General features: G+C 43.1%; 14 protein-coding genes. 5 read left to right on the top strand and 9 right to left on the bottom strand.

Translation table 11 applies throughout. The annotated features are described in order from the left end of the window. Positions 1 to 28: 28 nt before the first annotated feature. On the bottom strand, positions 29 to 766 hold the full coding sequence (locus IEW69_RS10845) for an electron transfer flavoprotein subunit beta/FixA family protein (RefSeq protein ID WP_188626871.1): 738 nt from the start codon (positions 764 to 766) through the stop codon (positions 29 to 31). 46 nt (positions 767 to 812) lie between these two features. Between IEW69_RS10845 and IEW69_RS10840 the strand changes: the two genes are divergently transcribed. Together IEW69_RS10840 and chrA are read left to right on the top strand one after the other, a co-directional pair. After that, entirely contained in the window at positions 813 to 1148 is a 336-nt protein-coding gene (locus tag IEW69_RS10840) for a tetratricopeptide repeat protein (RefSeq protein ID WP_188626870.1), read from the top strand. A gap of 5 nt (positions 1149 to 1153) precedes the next feature. Beyond that, entirely contained in the window at positions 1154 to 2359 is a 1206-nt protein-coding gene (gene chrA, locus IEW69_RS10835; protein ID WP_229663596.1) for a chromate efflux transporter, read from the top strand. Here chrA and dnaB read toward each other — a convergent pair. Beyond that, entirely contained in the window at positions 2356 to 3927 is a 1572-nt protein-coding gene (gene dnaB / locus IEW69_RS10830) for a replicative DNA helicase (RefSeq protein ID WP_373284101.1), read from the bottom strand. The two genes, chrA and dnaB, sit on opposite strands and share 4 nt — an antisense overlap. A gap of 147 nt (positions 3928 to 4074) precedes the next feature. On the opposite strand from dnaB, the gene rlmB reads away from it, so the two are divergent. After that, positions 4075 to 4854 carry a 23S rRNA (guanosine(2251)-2'-O)-methyltransferase RlmB gene (gene rlmB / locus IEW69_RS10825; RefSeq protein WP_188626869.1) on the top strand — a complete coding sequence of 260 codons (780 nt, stop codon included), beginning with the start codon at positions 4075 to 4077 and terminating at the stop codon, positions 4852 to 4854. A 75-nt stretch (positions 4855 to 4929) separates the two neighbouring features. Here rlmB and IEW69_RS10820 read toward each other — a convergent pair whose 3' ends face one another. Both IEW69_RS10820 and IEW69_RS10815 read right to left on the bottom strand, forming a co-directional pair. Then, positions 4930 to 6021: a mannose-1-phosphate guanylyltransferase gene (locus IEW69_RS10820; RefSeq protein ID WP_188626868.1), complete on the bottom strand. Its 1092-nt coding sequence runs from the start codon at positions 6019 to 6021 to the stop codon at positions 4930 to 4932. 21 nt (positions 6022 to 6042) lie between these two features. Then, entirely contained in the window at positions 6043 to 7008 is a 966-nt protein-coding gene (locus IEW69_RS10815) for a KpsF/GutQ family sugar-phosphate isomerase (protein ID WP_188626867.1), read from the bottom strand. An 87-nt stretch (positions 7009 to 7095) separates the two neighbouring features. Between IEW69_RS10815 and recQ the strand changes: the two genes are divergently transcribed. Beyond that, the gene (gene recQ / locus IEW69_RS10810) at positions 7096 to 9285 is read left to right on the top strand and encodes a DNA helicase RecQ (RefSeq protein WP_188626866.1); all 2190 of its coding nucleotides are present in this window, start codon (positions 7096 to 7098) and stop codon (positions 9283 to 9285) included. A 9-nt stretch (positions 9286 to 9294) separates the two neighbouring features. Beyond that, a complete protein-coding gene (gene kdsA / locus IEW69_RS10805; RefSeq protein WP_188626865.1) occupies positions 9295 to 10110 on the top strand; it encodes a 3-deoxy-8-phosphooctulonate synthase in 816 nt (271 codons plus the stop codon). Between the two features lie 18 nt (positions 10111 to 10128). On the opposite strand, the gene IEW69_RS10800 is transcribed toward kdsA, so the two are convergent. The 5 genes from IEW69_RS10800 to IEW69_RS10780 all read right to left on the bottom strand — a co-directional run bounded on the left by IEW69_RS10800 (position 10129) and on the right by IEW69_RS10780 (position 16340). After that, positions 10129 to 12027: an OmpA family protein gene (locus IEW69_RS10800; RefSeq protein ID WP_188626864.1), complete on the bottom strand. Its 1899-nt coding sequence runs from the start codon at positions 12025 to 12027 to the stop codon at positions 10129 to 10131. A 42-nt stretch (positions 12028 to 12069) separates the two neighbouring features. Continuing rightward, positions 12070 to 12693 carry a 7-carboxy-7-deazaguanine synthase QueE gene (locus IEW69_RS10795; RefSeq protein WP_188626863.1) on the bottom strand — a complete coding sequence of 208 codons (624 nt, stop codon included), beginning with the start codon at positions 12691 to 12693 and terminating at the stop codon, positions 12070 to 12072. 90 nt (positions 12694 to 12783) lie between these two features. Then, positions 12784 to 13662 (bottom strand): bifunctional 5,10-methylenetetrahydrofolate dehydrogenase/5,10-methenyltetrahydrofolate cyclohydrolase, encoded by an 879-nt coding sequence (locus tag IEW69_RS10790; protein WP_188626862.1) that lies wholly within the window; start codon positions 13660 to 13662, stop codon positions 12784 to 12786. 16 nt (positions 13663 to 13678) lie between these two features. Continuing rightward, positions 13679 to 15466, bottom strand: a complete 1788-nt coding sequence (lepA, locus tag IEW69_RS10785) for a translation elongation factor 4 (RefSeq protein WP_188626861.1) — start codon at positions 15464 to 15466, stop codon at positions 13679 to 13681. A gap of 70 nt (positions 15467 to 15536) precedes the next feature. Continuing rightward, positions 15537 to 16340: a nitrilase family protein gene (locus IEW69_RS10780; protein ID WP_229663595.1), complete on the bottom strand. Its 804-nt coding sequence runs from the start codon at positions 16338 to 16340 to the stop codon at positions 15537 to 15539. Positions 16341 to 16347 lie beyond the last annotated feature (7 nt).

Below are 16347 nucleotides of genomic sequence, written 5' to 3'. Positions count from 1 at the left end.
TTATTAATTCTAAATGAGTGGAGTTAAATTATATTACTTTAGCCTCTTGATGTAACAGGTCTATCAGTTTTTCGGTTTCTTCCGTTGGTACAAGCTTTACTGTACCTCTTGGTGGGGGCGTTTGAAAAGACTGGATTGTTGAAAGTTGTTCTACTTCTTTTGCCTCAACAACCTGCAAAGGTTTCGTTCTCGCAGACATGATGCCTCTCATATTTGGAATCTTTGGTTCAGCAACACCTTCTGCACAGCTCGCTACAAATTTCCCGGTTACGGTTAAGATTTCCTTACCTCCTTCGATTTCTCGCTCAATGGTTGCAGTAGTGCCGTCGTAATCAAGCTTTTTAATGATGGATACAGATGGGATATCCAGAAACTCTCCAATCATAGCCGCAACCTGGGCACCATTATAGTCGATAGATTCACGTCCGGTAAGGATCATGTCAAAATCATTTGACTTCGCATATTCTGCGATTTGAAATGCAGTAAAATAAGCATCCCTAGGGGCAGCATTAACTCTTACCGCATCATCAGCGCCAATAGCAAGGGCTTTTCTAACTGTTGGTTCAGTACTGCTTTCTCCAACATTAATTACTGTTACAGATCCTTTTCCACCTTCGCAAAGCGAAATAGCTTTGGATAACGCAATCTCATCATAAGGGTTCACAATGTATTGAACACCCGCAGTATTGAATTGTGTATTATCGTTAGTAAAAGTTATTTTTGTCGTTGTGTCTGGCACATTACTTATACAAACTAATATTTTCATAAAAAAAGTCTTTTTGCAAATCTAATTAAAAAAGCAAGGATTAAAAATGCAAACTACCCGATTAAACAAGTTATTGGAATTTTTAAAAGCTGATCCCACTGATCCGTTTATTTTATATGCACTGGCCACCGAATACAATACCTCCGGGGACTATGAACAAGCATTTCATTACTACAACCTGTTGGTTGATAACAGTCCTGAATACGTGGGAACCTACTATCATCTGGGCAAATTACTAGAGAAAACTGGCGACAAAAATCGGGCGGTTGAGATCTATCGCTTAGGCCTCAATGCTGCAAGAAATAAGCATGATAACCATGCTTATGCTGAGCTTCAAGGCGCGCTCAATGCCGCAATGGGTATGGATTATGAAGATGACTAATCCATATGATGTTTGCAGCTAAAAGACTGTTATTCCTGAGACAGGTACTCTTCTTTACTTTTACGGCTTTCGGTGGTGCTCAGGCACATATGTCTCTTTTACTAAAGTATTTCGTTAAGGATACCAAATACATATCTGAGGAGGATTTACTGGAATTAAATGCCTTGGCTCAAGTGCTTCCCGGACCAGCCTCCACCCAAACCCTCGTCGGTCTAGCATATAAAGTAGGCGGGCTAGGGCTATCCCTTATTACGTTCCTGATCTGGATTTTGCCATCTGCAGCAATCATGACTTTCGCCGCCATAAGCTATGGGCGTTTAGATCATAAGCATCAATTTACTGACATCATGCGGTACATCGAGCCTGTAGCGCTAGGGATTGTTGCCTACGGCGCCTATAATCTGGGGAAAAAGGTGTTGCGCTCACAACTATCGTTTTTCCTTGCGGGATCCGCTGTAGTCGCTACGCTTGTACTTAGAAACGCATATGTGTTCCCAATCGCGATTCTTATTGGCGGCATTATATCTTCATCCATCGATACGCCCAGGGAAGAGAACGAATTGCGGATGGGATTGTTCTCGAACATCAACCGTAATAAACTCATCTACTATTTCGGTGTGCTGCTTTTTCTCGCGCTACTTGGCGCCATCATAAATACCACATCGCCATTCAGCTTACCGATCCGTTTATTTGAAAACTTCTACCGAAATGGGATCTTCATTTTTGGTGGCGGACAGGTCCTGGTGCCGCTTATGTTCACGGAGTTCGTGCAAATGAAGCATTACCTAAATGCCTCTGAGTTTATTTCCGGATTTGCGCTACAACAAGCGCTTCCAGGCCCAACCTTTTCCTTTACCAGCTATCTCTCTGCCATAAGCATGAAGAACTTTGGCTATGGTGTTTACGGGCAATTCTTGGGCGGCCTTATTGGCGTACTTGGGATCAACTTGCCTGGCGTTATTCTGGTGCTGTTCATTGTGCCCTTTTGGGATGATCTGAAGAAGGTAAACCGTATAAAATACTCGCTGTCAGGTGTTAATGCTGTGAGCGTAGGCTTCATAATAGCAGCCTTTATGCTTCTTGTAAAACCAATCGGGCTGGATTTGTTGTCCATTGTGATCATGGTTATCACTTTCGGCATATTAAACTTCACGCGCGTAAGCGCACCCATCCTTATTATTGCAGGTATCGCTTTAGGGTATTTTCTTTAGAATGGTGCGTCTTCATCATGCATATCATCCATTCTGGATGGCTTGATGATGACGTTGCCAAAAGAAGACCTGTCAAAATCCGGGGAAGGTGCAAGTCCTGCTCCCGGGCTATCCATTGAAAATGAATTCTGAGGCGCGAAGTCTTCTTCGAGATCCTGAAATTTCACGTATTTACCAACGAAGCGAAGTGGAACAATGCCCGTTTCACCATTACGGTGCTTAGCAATAATAACTTCACCAACTCCCGCCTGCGATCTGCCTTGTTCATCTTCGGTTATACCGTAATATTCTGGTCTGTAAAGAAACAGTACCATATCCGCATCTTGCTCAATAGAGCCGGATTCCCTCAAGTCGGAGAGTAAAGGACGTTTACCATTTTGCCCCGGTCTGTTTTCAACCGCACGACTCAACTGTGAAAGGGCCAGTACTGGCACGTCAAGTTCTTTCGCTACTGACTTCAATGCCCTGGAAATACTACCAATCTCTTGCTCACGATTTCCTCCGCCGCCTTCACCTTTACCATGCATCAACTGCAAGTAATCGATAATGACCATCTGAATGTCGTACTGCGACTTTAGTCTTCTACACTTCGCTCTAAACTCAAAAATATTCAGGGCAGGGGTATCATCAATCAGCAGTGGCGCTTCCGTTAACGTCCCGATCTTACTATGTAGTTGTTGCCATTCCCAGTCCGCAAGATTCCCTTTTCTGATTTTTTCCTGCTCAATCTCTGTTTCACCAGATATCAAACGATTTACGAGCTGAACGGACGACATCTCTAAAGAGAAAACAACAACTGGTTTTTTGAAATCTACAGCAGCATTCCTTGCACAACTTAATACAAATGCCGTTTTACCCATAGCGGGACGTGCCGCAATGATCACTAAATCAGACTTCTGCCATCCACCAGTAATCCGGTCAAGTGCAGTAAAGCCGGAAGGTACACCCGTAAGGCCGTCCGTTTTCGTACGGAGCTCTTCTAAGGTGGCCAGGGATTGTTTTATGATCTCATCCATCTTCTGCGTATCGCGTCGAAGATTGTTCTGTGCAATATCGAAGAGGTTCTTCTCCGCATGATCCAAAAGGTCGAAGATATCCGTTGTATCTTCATAAGCGTTCTGAATGATTTCTGAGGAAATTCTGATGAGTTCACGCTGAATGTACTTCTGCGAAATGATACGGGCGTGGTACTCAATGTTAGCCGCTGAAGCAACCCGATTGGTGAGGTTTGTTATGTAATAAGCACCACCAACCATTTCCAGTAGGCCCAGTGTTCTCAATTCCGAAGTAACGGTAAGAATATCTACAGGCTTTGATTTTTGGAAAAGAAGTTGGATGGCCTCAAATATCTTTTTATGTGATTCCTGATAAAATACCTCCGGCTTAAGAATATCTATAACTGTGGAAAGCGCATCTTTCTCCAGCATTAAGGCACCTAAAACAGCCTCTTCAAGATCTATCGCCTGTGGTGGAATCTTGCCCATCGTACTAACAGTACTAGTTAACCTGTTCTTGCGTGAGGTATAATTAGACCGTTCCTGTCCCTGACTTCCGTTATCAATCATCATAGTACAAAATTATGTAAAATAAGCCGACCTGTAGGATTAGTTTTGCACATAATATAACAGCCAACTAAGGCCGCACGTGGAACTGTAATCCATGATAAATCCTTAAAACAGAAAAATAACCTTAGTTTTGCGAATAATTTTTACAGAATGGAGCAGTTCAAAAGGGTGTCAAGACCTAAAGAAAATAATGAGTTTATATTCGGTATACGTGCTGTTATAGAAGCAATAAAGGCCGGTCGGGATATTGAAAGTATATACCTGCAGCGAAGCTTGAATGGCGAGCTGATTGTCGAACTTAAAGGTCATCTGAAAAACCTGGATGTTCCCGTGCATAACGTTCCTGTAGAAAAGCTGAACCGGATGACGCAGAAGAATCACCAGGGGGTGATTGCTGTAATTTCTTCCATTACCTTTCAGAAAATTGAGGACATCATTCCTGCAATCTACGAAAAAGGGGAAACACCTTTAATATTGATTTTGGATGGCATTACTGATGTAAGAAATATGGGCGCCATTGCCAGAACCGCAGCTTGTACCGGTGTTCATGCCATTGTCGTTCCAACCAAGAACTCTGCTCAAATCAATGCCGACGCCATAAAGACCTCCGCTGGAGCATTGTTTACCATTCCTGTTTGCAGACACGCCAACTTACATAAAACAGCATTATTCCTACAAGAATGCGGATTGCAAATTGTTGCCTGTACGGAGAAAACCAGCGACCTGATTTATGTGCCCGACTATACTGTACCCACAGCAATCGTCATGGGGGCAGAGGATGAAGGCATCTCAAATGATATCATGCGCATGGCAAATCACCTTGCAAAAATTCCGATGTTCGGTGAAATTGGCTCGCTAAATGTCTCTGTGTCTACTGGCGTAATTCTTTATGAAGCCATCCGCCAACGTAGTACAAACACCACCATCTAGTCATATTAAAACATTATAAGGAAAAAGCCTCTGCCGATATTCGACAGAGGCTTTTTCCTCATAAAATGCTTATGCTTAGATGAATTTCGCTCCAAACTTACCTTTTACATCAGCTACAATCTGCTTTACGCGCTCTTCTTCTGTCCTCGGACAGATGAGCAATATATCATTAGATTCTACGACGATGAAATCATGAAGACCTTGTAAGATAACCAGCTTCTCCTTTGGCATGTTCACCATGCAGTTTGACGAATCAAACATCATGACCTGATCCGAGGGTATAACTGCATTACCGACATAATCCTTATCAGCCATGTCGTAAATTGACGACCAGGTTCCCAGATCAGACCAGCCAAAGTCTGCAGGCAGCACATACACGTTTTCTGCTTTCTCCATAATACCAAAATCAATAGAGATGTTGGTGCATTGCAGATAAGCATTGGAAATAAAAGGCTTTTCCATGTCCGTGTTATAGGTCTGCGCGCCGAGCTGAAATATTTCATGCATATCTGGCAAATGCTTCTTAAATGCATTATTAATAGATCTAGCAGACCAGATGAAAATACCGGCATTCCATAAAAAGTCTCCGCTCTGTATAAAAGTTCGCGCAAGCTCTATGTTTGGTTTCTCCGTAAACAACTTAACCTTATGAATCTGCTCATCACTCGCCAGGGTGTTTTCTGTGTACTGGATATAGCCATACCCAGTATCAGGGCGGCTGGGTTTGATACCAAGTGTAATTAAGGAATCAGTTGCAGCTGCCGCAGTCAGCGACTGCTCAATAGCTGTTTTAAATGCTGGCTGATTGGCAATGGTATGATCAGAGGGCGCAACAACAATGATCGCATCCGGATTAAGCTCAGCAATTTTCATAGAACCATATGCAATACAAGGTGCCGTATTTCGCATTATGGGCTCTGCCAGAATTTGGTTATCACTAATGGCTGGCAATTGTTCTTTGATCAGCGTTACATATTGTTCGTTGGTAACGATGAAGATGTTTTCTGCTGGGCAGATATCCAGAAACCGGTCGTAGGTGCTTTGTATTAAAGTTTTCCCGACGCCGAAGAAGTCAATGAACTGCTTTGGAAATTCAGTGCGGCTCACCGGCCAGAATCGACTGCCCACACCACCGGCCATAATCAGTGCATAGTTGTTTTTGTTCATAGTTGAATCGTAAGAGCGTTATTAAATTATTCCTTCGTGAAGAAGGTCGTGCAAATGTATAATCCCAAAGTACTTTTCATTGTCCATCACAAGTAGCTGGGTAATACTATTATCTTTCATGATCTGCAGCGCATCGAAGGCGAGCATATTCTTATCTACTTGTTTTGGATTGACAGTCATAATATCCCTGGCACTAATATTAAGCAAATTCGTGTGTTTTTCCAACATCCTTCGGATGTCCCCATCTGTAATGATACCAAGAACATTCGAGCCTTCCAAAATTACAGCGGCGCCGAGACGATTTTGACTAATCTCCAGAATTACATCTTTTACTGCCGCATCCGCCTGAATCTCCGGTTTCTTGTTTTTCAACGCAAGCTCCGAAACTTTAAGGTATAAACGCTTACCCAAGGCGCCACCTGGATGGTATCGGGCGAAATCGTCTTCATTAAAGTTCCTGGTTTCCAGCAAACACATCGCAAGGGCGTCGCCCATGGCTAACTGTGCGGTTGTACTGGTTGTCGGCGCAAGATTATGGGGGCATGCTTCCTTCTCAACACTCGTATTCAAGATCAAGTCTGCCAGGCTTGCCAAATCAGAATTCAGTTGCCCAACCATCCCGATAAGCAGATTGCCAGATTGTTTTAGGAGGGGTGCCAAGACCTTGATCTCCGGCGTATTACCGCTCTTTGAAATACAGATCACAATATCATCATGCTGTATCATGCCAAGGTCTCCATGAACGGCGTCGCCGGCATGCATGAATATGGAAGGGGTTCCTGTAGAGTTAAAGGTTGCGACAATTTTTTGCGCAATTATCGCACTTTTTCCTATACCAGTAAGTACAACCCGACCCTTACTTTCAGCAATCGTTTCTACAACTTTTATGAAATCCTCATTAACATTTGGAATGAGGTTTAGGATAGCCTGAGCCTCTAATTGCAATGTGTTTATGGCCGTTTCGTAAGTTGATTTTTTACTTTTCAAGGAGAATTTATTAGGGTCCAAATGCTTTTATCCGTGCAAAATTATGTTATTTTGAATGAAATATAGCACTGAATATTTTATACACGGATGGATGTGAAAAAGTCGTTGTTTGACAACTTGCAAACCTTTTTTGGTTTCAATAATTTTAAAGGTGATCAGGAGCCGATCATTACCAATGTTCTAGAGCGGAAGAATACCTTTGTAATAATGCCTACTGGTGGGGGCAAATCAATATGCTACCAGCTGCCTGCACTTATGAGTGAAGGTACCGCCATCGTAATTTCACCCCTTATAGCTTTAATGAAAAATCAGGTAGATCAGCTTCGTGCCTTCGGCGGAAGCGACAGTATCGCCCATTTTTTAAATTCTTCATTAAACAAATCAGAAATAACCCAGGTAAAAAGCGATCTGCTTAATGGAAAAACCAAGCTTCTTTATGTTGCACCAGAGTCTTTGTCAAAGGCCGACAATGTAGAGTTTCTGAAGCTTATTAAAATCTCTTTTGTCGCAGTTGATGAAGCACATTGTATCTCAGAGTGGGGCCATGATTTCCGCCCGGAGTACCGAAAGATTCGTCAGGTCATTGCAGGACTTGGATCGGATATTCCAATCATTGCATTAACGGCTACAGCAACCCCAAAGGTTCAGCTTGATATCATCAAGAACCTTCAAATGGGCGATGCAACCTTGTTTAAATCGTCCTTTAACCGCCCAAATCTATTTTATGAAATCCGCCCCAAGCGTGATGTCATCAAAGAAATCATCAGATACATAAAGCAGAATACTGGTAAATCGGGAATCATCTACTGCCTTAGCCGCAAAAAGGTAGAAGAGGTGGCAGAAGCACTAAACCTGAACGGCATTAAAGCACTTCCATATCATGCAGGTCTGGAACCTAAGGTTCGGGCAGACACTCAGGACAAATTCCTCATGGAGGATGTAGAGGTTATTGTTGCAACCATCGCCTTTGGTATGGGGATCGACAAACCAGACGTTCGCTTTGTGATTCACCATGACATTCCAAAGAGTATGGAAGGTTACTACCAGGAAACTGGTCGTGCCGGCCGTGATGGTGGAGAGGGTGTCTGTATCGCCTTCTACGCACAAAAAGATATTGATAAACTTGCTAAGTTTATGAAAGACAAGCCGGTTTCAGAACGGGAAATCGGTACGCAAATCTTAAAAGAAGTAATCGACTATGCAGAGTCGGGGGTATGTCGGAGAAAACAAATTCTGCACTACTTCGGAGAAAACTTCAACGAAGCGGGTTGTAACGGTATGTGTGATAACTGCAGAAGAGCTAAAACGTACTTCGATGCAGAAGAACACCTGAAAAGCTTATTGGAGCTTATCAAACGTACAGGCGAAAAGTTTGACGACACGCATATCCTGAATATCATTATGGGCATGGAAACAGCCCAGACTATTGCTTACGAACACCGTAAATTACCTGAGTTTGGTTTAGGTAAAATCGAAGGAGAGAACCTTTGGAAGTCGCTTGCAAGACAAGCGCTTCTAAACAACTTCGTCGTAAAGGACATTGATAATTACGGACTGCTAAGTCTATCTAAGGCAGGACACGACTTCATTGATAATCCATACGCCCTCAAATTCATTTTGCGCGAGCCAATTGAGAGTGATACTAGTGATGATGACGATGACGCGAAACAAGGCGCTGATGTACTGGATACACAGCTCCTGCAGCTTCTGAAAGATCTTAGAAAGAAGATCGCTAAACAAAAGAACGTTCCACCCTTCGTAGTTTTTCAAGATCCATCCCTGGAGGAAATGTGTACGCATTACCCGGTATCCATGGAAGAACTTAAACAGATTTCCGGTGTGGGCAATGGAAAAGCCATGAAATTCGGAGCGCCATTTATAGAGCTGATCAAGAAGTATGTCGCGGACAATGATATTGAGCGTCCGGTAGATCTAATCATTAAGACGCAGGCAAATAAATCACAGCTGAAAGTTTCCATCATTCAGAATGTTGACCGTCAGATTGGTCTTGACGATATCGCCAGAGCTAAGGGCATCACTTACGATGATATTTTGAAAGAAATAGAAGCAATCGTAAATTCAGGCACCAAGTTGAACCTTAACTATTTCGTAGACGAAGTATTGGACGATGATCGCCAGGATGAGGTATTTGATTACTTCCGCTCTGCCGAGAATGATTCCATAGACGCGGCTTTGAAAGATCTTGGTGAAACCGACTATACACGTGAGGAAATACAGTTAATGCGCATTAAGTTCATGTCTGAACTTGGAAACTAATAGATAATCATGATCAATTTCGAATTAGAAAAGTTAAAACATACAGCTGGTAACAATTTCTTTTTAATGGCTGGTCCATGTGCCATTGAAAGCGAAGAGATGGCACTCCGCATAGCCGAACGAATCGTTAATATTACCGACAAGCTGGAAATCCCTTATATTTTTAAAGGTTCTTATCGCAAGGCAAATCGCTCCAAAGGAAGTTCCTTCACCGGAATTGGTGATGAAAAAGCACTGAAAATCCTGGAGAAGGTAGGCAAGACCTTTGACGTACCAACCGTTACGGATATCCACGAGAGTGCAGAAGCTGCTATGGCTGCTGCCTACGTAGATGTGTTGCAGATTCCGGCCTTCCTATGCCGTCAGACAGATTTGCTGATTGCCGCTGCTAAAACAAACAAAGTCGTAAACGTGAAAAAAGGTCAATTCCTTTCGGCAGGTTCCATGAAATTCGCAGTGGAAAAGATTGTAGAATCAGGGAATAACCGGGTAATCCTGACCGACCGTGGAAACACCTTCGGCTACCAGGATTTAATCGTTGACTATCGTGGCTTGCCCGAGATGCAGACCTTTGGTGTGCCTGTCGTGATGGATTGTACACATTCTTTGCAACAGCCTAACCAAAGTTCAGGCGTTACAGGTGGAAAGCCGGAGCTAATTGCGACAATTGCGAAAGCTGCGATAGCGGTAGGGGCCGATGGTCTTTTCATTGAAACACATCCTGATCCTGCTTGTGCAAAATCAGATGGAGCCAACATGCTCCACTTAGATCGGTTGGAAGAGTTGCTTACGCAACTGGTTAGATTAAGAAAAGCGGTTATTTAACCGCTTTTTTCATTAACACTAAATCCCTTTTACAACAAAGGAAGTTCTACGATTTTGCTGTCTTCCCTCCGGAGTTGCGTTACTTGCTATCGGTTTGTTCCGTCCATAACCTTTAAACTGCAGCCTTTTTGCTGCTATATTCTTTTCAACAAGATAGTTGTACACCGCTTTCGCTCTTGCCTCAGACAATAATACATTCTGTGCATCGGTTCCCGTGTTGTCGGTATGTCCCTGAATTTCAATCGACAAAGATGGGTTCTCTGTTAGTAAGCCAAACAAAACATCCAGTTCAACAATTGATTTTGGCAGAAGCGTAGCCAAATTGGTATCGAAGAAGATGTTCTTTAAAGTTAGATTTTGCCCGGTTTTTATCCGATCCATATAGACTATGAGTTCCACCGGTTTATTGCCGTTTTCTCTGGGCAGCTCAAAATGTTCCGAATAGAAGAGATAGCCCTTCGAAGAAACATTAAGTGAGTAATCACTGCCAACGGGCATCACCGCAAGGAAGTCACCAGTTTCAGCAGAAGTATAATCATTAAATTGTATTTTCTTGGTTTTAAGGTTAACCATCAATATTTCTGCAGCAAGCGGCGCCTTTGTTTCCTTGTCATTTACAGTTCCACTCACGTAAGATATCCGCTTAGGCTGCGCAAGCACCGGCATTTTAAAGGTGTACAAATCCAGGTCTCCAAATCCATCTTTTAGATTAGTTGAAAAAATACCGTTCAGACCATCTGGTGTAACGATTAATCCCGTTTCTTCATTATGACTGTTGATGGGATAGCCCAGGTTGACCGGCTTGGCCCATTTACCCTCGGCATCAAGCCTGCTGTAAAAGATATCCTTGTTGCCTAGTCCAGGCCAGCCATCTGATGAGAAGTAGAAAGTCTGTCCATCAGGGTGTACGAAAGGGGTGTGTTCATCGTAGGCAGTATTAATCTCCGGTCCAAGATTTACCGGTGTGCTCCAGGTTCCATCCTTGCCAAGCTGCGTCTTCCATAAATCATAGCCACCAAGACCGCCTGGACGATTGCTTGAAAAGTACAAGGTGTTTCCGTCAGGACTTATCGCCGGTTGAGAATCCCAATATTTAGAATTTACAATGCCACCAAGGTTAAATGGACGATCCCATTGTTTCCCGTTCTTATGGCTTACATAGATATCACAGCTCCCAAGTCCATCCGGGCGGTTACATCCCGTAAAGAAAAGGTATTTCCCATCTGGTGATAGCGACTGTGCACCCTCATTATATTCTTTAGTGTTAATGTTTGTACTCAGGGGAAGGGCAGTGCTCCATCCGTTTTGTTTTGAACGTTTGCTGATCAGAAAGTCTTCATTGTTATCTATCACACGACTGTAGATCATGGTACTGCCGTCAGCCGTAAGTGCGGGAAAATACTCCCGGTACTTGGTATTGATATGTTCGCCCATATTTAAGGGCTGAAATGGCTGAGGTTTTTTCATTGCCTCCATGGAAAAGAGACAATCTGCGATATATTTCTTGGCACGAAGAACAATCTTCTGGTCCTTACCGGTATACTTGTTGGTGAAGTTTTGTAAATTTTCTAATGCTTGCTGGTAGTCACCCGTCAGCAATAGTGATTCACCAAGCGAGTAGTAGACCCTTGCGTCTACCGGCAGGTTTAGCGCCATGCCACTTAGATAGGCTTCCTTGCTTTTATCATAGGATTTCAGGCGTCGATAAAGATCACCCATTTGAAAGAATGCAAGTTGAAATTGAGGATCTGCGATGATGGCTTCCTGTAGTTGCGAAACAGCATTTTCGTAATTGCCGTTATCTATAAGGGACTGGGCAGTATGGAAATGCTTCTGTGCAGCCCCATTACCAGACTGTTGAGCATCAGCCCTCAGCTGTATACAAACAATTAAGCATAGAATCCAGAATCCCTTCATTCTTAGTATGTCTCCAATAAAGATAGGGAAAAGGATACTGCCTTAGGGAATGTTCAGGAATTTGTGCGTTTGTAACGAAATTTCCCACTTCGGGTTTGCCATTACATAGTCAATGATCAAAGGTGTTATCTCATTCCTTTTAGACCACTCTGGCTGTAAATACAATTTACAGGTCGGACTAACAGACTCGGCATATTGCTCGGCCCACATGAAGTCACTTTTGTTGAAAACAATGACCTTTAGTTCATTAGCAAATGGCGTAATGTCCGGACGTGGAGCCTTAAACTTCTTTGGAGATAAACAAATCCAGTCCCATGAACCCGACAATGGATATGCACCTGAAGTTTCAATGAAGGTTAAGATCTTTTTCTCCTGCAACCTGGCGGTAAGGTAATCCATATTATAGATCAAAGGTTCTCCACCTGTAATTACAACTGCTCTACCGGGAAAAGTATCTGCCTTGGCAACGATGTCATCTGCTGCTGTTAAAGGATGAGATTCAGCGTCCCAACTTTCCTTAACATCACACCAGTGACAACCAACATCACAGCCGCCAAGCCTTATAAAATATGCAGCTTTACCTGTGTTGTAACCTTCTCCTTGTATCGTGTAAAATTCTTCCATTAACGGAAGCATTGTTCCATCTGTCGGTATCTGATGCGCCATAATAAGCTGCAAAGGTAATAAAATAAATGCGCCGGAACTTTTATCTCCGGCGCAGTAAATATTAATGACTTAGTTATGAAACTCTCGAACTTAATAGATTTCTTTTCTCGCGGATGCTAGTGTGTTTTTTAATAAACCTACAATGGTCATCAGTCCTACACCACCTGGCACAGGTGTAATCCAGGAAGCCTTTTCAGCCACATTTTCGAAATCTACGTCACCATAAAGTTTGTAGCCGGATTTTGTCGTTGTTGAGCTCTCCCGATTGATGCCAACGTCAATTATAATCGCACCTGGCTTCACCATGTCAGCTGTGACAAAGTTCTTTTGACCAATAGCAGCCACAATGATATCTGCTTGTAATACAATTGCTTTCAGGTCCTTGGTTCTGCTATGCGTTAAAGTAACGGTGCAATTTCCAGGATTGGCATTCCTCGCCATTAGTATGCTCATCGGGCTACCTACAATGTTACTACGTCCAACCACCACGCAATGTTTACCTGTGGTGTCGATGTTATAAGCTTGTAACATGAGTAAGATCCCATAAGGTGTTGCTGGAATGAAGCAGGGCAGGTTTCGCATCATACGTCCAAGGTTAACAGGGTGGAAGCCATCAACATCTTTACGATAATCTATGGTTTCCGTTACCTTTTCTGGATCAATGTGTTTTGGCAATGGAAGCTGAACAATGAGCCCATCAACATCTGCATCCAGGTTTATTTTGCGAATTTGCTCAAGCAATGCTTCTTCCGTGACGTCAACATCATAGCGTATTAACGAAGACTTAAACCCAACCTTTTCACAGTTCTTCATCTTGCTCGCAACATAAGTCTCGCTGCCTCCGTCGTTACCAACGAGGATGGCGACAAGGTGTGGCTTTCTTCCGCTATCTTTCAAAAAGCTTGCTGCTTCTTCTGCAATTTGATTCTTAATCTGTTCAGAGGCGAATTTTCCGTCTAGTAGTTGCATAGTGTTATAGTAGCTGTTAGTCTAATTTAAGTACGGCCATAAATGCTGTCTGTGGAATTTCCACGTTACCCACCTGGCGCATGCGTTTCTTACCCTTCTTTTGTTTTTCAAGTAACTTACGCTTACGTGAGATATCACCACCGTAACATTTAGCCGTTACGTCTTTACGCATGGCTTTAACGTTCTCCCTGGCAATAACCTTTGCACCAATTGATGCTTGTATAGCAATTTCAAACTGCTGTCTTGGTATCAGTTCCCGTAGTTTCTCACAAATCCGTTTACCGAAATCATACGAATTACTTCTGTGGATCAATGAAGATAATGCATCTACATGCTCTCCATTCAACAGTATATCCAAACGTACCAAGTCTGACTGGCGATATCCAATCTGATGATAATCAAACGACGCATAGCCCTTCGAGATGGTCTTCAGCTTGTCGTAAAAATCAAATACGATCTCACCCATTGGCATTTCAAACACCAATTCTACACGGTCTGCAGTTAAGTAAGATTGATTTACAATTACGCCACGCTTTTGAATACATAGTGACATCACCGGACCTACAAATTCAGCCTTGGTAATGATGTTCGCTTTAATAAATGGTTCCTGAACATACTCCAGCTTACTTGGATCTGGAAGATCCGAAGGGTTATGTACCGCAATCTCCTCATCACGGGTTGACTTTGCGATGTAAGACACGTTAGGTACGGTTGTAATTACCGTCATGTCGAACTCACGCTCCAGTCGCTCCTGGATAATTTCCATGTGTAGCATACCAAGGAATCCGCAACGGAATCCAAAGCCCAATGCTGCAGAACTTTCGGGTTCAAATACGATAGAAGCATCATTTAGCTGCAGCTTGTGCATCGCTTCGCGAAGTTCCTCAAACTCGTCCGTATCGACAGGGTAGATACCGGCAAATACCATTGGCTTTACCTCTTCAAAGCCCTGAATACTCTCTAGTGATGGTCTAGCAACATTGGTAATCGTGTCACCAACCTTTACTTCCCGTGCTTCTTTAATACCGGAAATGATGTAACCTACGTCACCGGTCTTAACAACTTGCTTTGGGAACATATTGAGCTTCAGTACACCAACCTCATCCGCAAGGTATTCTTTATTTGTGTTGATAAACTTTACTTTATCGCCTTTCTTAATCTCGCCATTCACCACCTTGTAGTAGGCGATGATACCCCTGAAGGAGTTAAAAACCGAGTCGAAAATTAATGCTTGCAATGGTGCTTCAGGATCTCCTACCGGTGCAGGAATTCTTTCTATGATAGCCTTTAAGATATCAGGAATACCTTGTCCGGTTTTACCAGAAGCTGGAATAATTTCTTCGCGTTTACAACCAATAAGGTCTACAATCTGATCTTTAACCTCTTCCGGCATTGCGCCAGGAAGATCCATCTTATTCAGGATCGGAATAATTTCCAAATCATGTTCAAGGGCCAGGTATAGATTTGAAATCGTTTGTGCCTGGATGCCTTGCGAAGCGTCTACGATTAATAATGCACCCTCACAGGCAGCAATTGAGCGGGATACTTCATATGAAAAATCCACGTGTCCGGGTGTATCTATGAGGTTTAGTACGTATTCTTGTCCATCCTCAATGAAATTCATCTGAATCGCGTGACTCTTAATCGTAATACCACGTTCACGCTCCAGATCCATGTTATCTAGTAATTGGGCCTGCGCCTCACGTTGGGTAATGGTATTGGTATATTCTAGTAACCGGTCGGCCAAAGTACTCTTACCGTGGTCTATATGTGCAATTATGCAAAAATTACGTATGTGCTTCATCTTTGCGCAAATATATGATTTTGCCCCGGTTATTTAAATGTAAATTGTAGCCAGGCCGCCGCTGCCTAATTTACGACAATTGAAAGGTGTCAGCGTCCCTCAGAAAAGGAAAGCTGCGTCTGTTCTTCACAAGATCCTGATAATTGATGCTGAAGGTGTAAAGATCCTCATCCTCAGGTTTATAGTAGACTGTGTTTCCATTCGCATCAAGGCACATGGAGTGCCCGCTATGGTAGACCTCATTGCCATCGTGTCCAACTCGATTTACAGCGATGACATAACATTGGTTCTCTATTGCACGAGCGGGAATGAGTGCCTTCCAATGACCGGCACGCTTGTCCGGCCAGCTTGCAATAACAAGCAGTATATCGTAGGCGCCATCAGCATTCCGCAGCCATACCGGGAATCGAAGATCGTAACAGATGGCCAGACGAATTTTCCAGCCTTTAAGATCAACAATTACCTGATCTTGTCCTGCGGTATATATCTTATCCTCTCCGCCTAAGCCAAAAAGATGGTGTTTATCATATTTCTCAAAGCTTCCATCCGGTAACATCCAGATCATACGATTGTAGAAGTTGTTGTCTTCATAGATGATCAGGCTACCCGTTACTACGCAGTCGTACCGGTGTGCGGTATCTTTTAACCAGGTCATCGTCTGACCATCCATGCTTTCTGCCAGACTCATCGCGTTCATGCTGAAGCCAGTGTTGAACATTTCTGGCAGCACGATCAGATCTGTCTTTTCCTTTACGCCTATATTCAATCGGAGGGAGAGGTTCCGAAGGTTTTTCTCCGTGTTTTCCCAGAAAAGATAAGCCTGGAAAACTGTGACTTTTAAGTTGCCTATGTTCAAGTAATCAGGAGCTTCCATTTCAGTT

This window comes from Pedobacter quisquiliarum (assembly GCF_014642175.1).
GTDB lineage: Bacteria > Bacteroidota > Bacteroidia > Sphingobacteriales > Sphingobacteriaceae > Pedobacter > Pedobacter quisquiliarum.
Note: the sequence above shows the minus strand (reverse complement) of the source record. Positions and strands in the feature narration are given on the sequence as shown.